This window comes from Bartonella sp. CL435QHHD (assembly GCF_042195095.1).
Lineage (GTDB): Bacteria > Pseudomonadota > Alphaproteobacteria > Rhizobiales > Rhizobiaceae > Bartonella.
The window spans coordinates 1-1,122 of sequence record NZ_JBHINS010000016.1 but is presented as its reverse complement, the minus strand read 5'-3'; the positions used below and the strand labels follow the sequence as shown (position 1 = coordinate 1,122).

Here is a 1,122-nt window from a genome sequence, read left to right as displayed (position 1 = left end):
TCATAAATTAAAAAATGAAATTAAGAAAAGATAAATTATCGTAAACTATACACTTTACTTTATGTTCAAAATTATAATAATGAAAATAAATATTAGACTTTGTTTAATTATCAAAAATAGTTAAAATGAAGTCGATCACCCTTATAATTTTGATTGTAAACCTTTTATCAGCTTGTGCATTAGCACCAAAGCTAAAACAGCCCAATGATAGGAACCGTGTGCCTATTAATAAAACAATCCCTGCCGAAATCAAGCGAGAGACAGATGAAAAAGCGATTTATTACAATAGGAATGATTACCCTTTTAGGAACGATAAATTTAACTCTAACGTCTAACTTTAGTTGGGGTTCTGGGATTCAAGGTTCAACTGTTCAAAGTCCTTTCCCTGTTTCAAAAGCAGAATATCTAAAAATTATTGAGTTGTTAAACCAACAAATCAGAACAAACGAAAACCAGATCGAAAACGCGAAAAAAATCTATCAGTCTATAACAGGAAATAGAATCCAAAAACCAACAATAGGAGAGAACAAGAGCTTTTTCATACAAGATTCGCCTTCTATCTATCCAAAAACGCATCCCAACTACAGTGGCGTAGATGTTGGACAATTTCGAGACCTTTTATATTCTGTTCTTGACGAAGAGAAAAGAGTTATCTTCTGGTCATTGCCGTATCATGATATGCGCACAATAATTAATACCCGTCTTAACTATAGTGGAATTGTCGATAAAGCTGTAAGTTTGCAAACTTTTCAAGACGCAGAGAACCGCTTTACACAAATTGTCGATTTCTTAAATAATATAGATAAAACAAAAGATTTAAAAGGAGTTTTCGAGCTGCAAACACGCATCAAGACCATGTCAGCCATGCTCCAAAATGAATATACAAAACTACAAATGGTCAGAAATTTAAGCGATAACGAAGAGGCTCTTATCGAAATACAAAAACGTAAATTGTATGGAAAAATTATAGCCTCTAACCACAACGATATGCCTAAAATAAGATCTAACCAATAAAGCTCTTTACAACATTTGCTTTTTTTCATGAAAACAAAATCCACTGTAGAAGGTTCAGTACTATCTGAACAATTCAGAGAGGCAGAAAGCTTTTATCAAAGTCAAGAT

Annotated in this window: 1 protein-coding gene and 1 pseudogene; both read left to right on the top strand. The window is 32.6% G+C overall.

Translation table 11 applies throughout. The features are described from left to right. Positions 1-125: 125 nt before the first annotated feature. Positions 126-257 (top strand): annotated as a pseudogene (locus tag ACFILH_RS00595) (TrwH protein); the annotation flags it as partial. A 7-nt stretch (positions 258-264) separates the two neighbouring features. Then, complete coding sequence (locus ACFILH_RS00590; protein ID WP_375643833.1) at positions 265-1,014, top strand: type IV secretion system protein; 750 nt, start codon at positions 265-267, stop codon at positions 1,012-1,014. The last annotated feature ends 108 nt before the right edge of the window (positions 1,015-1,122 follow it).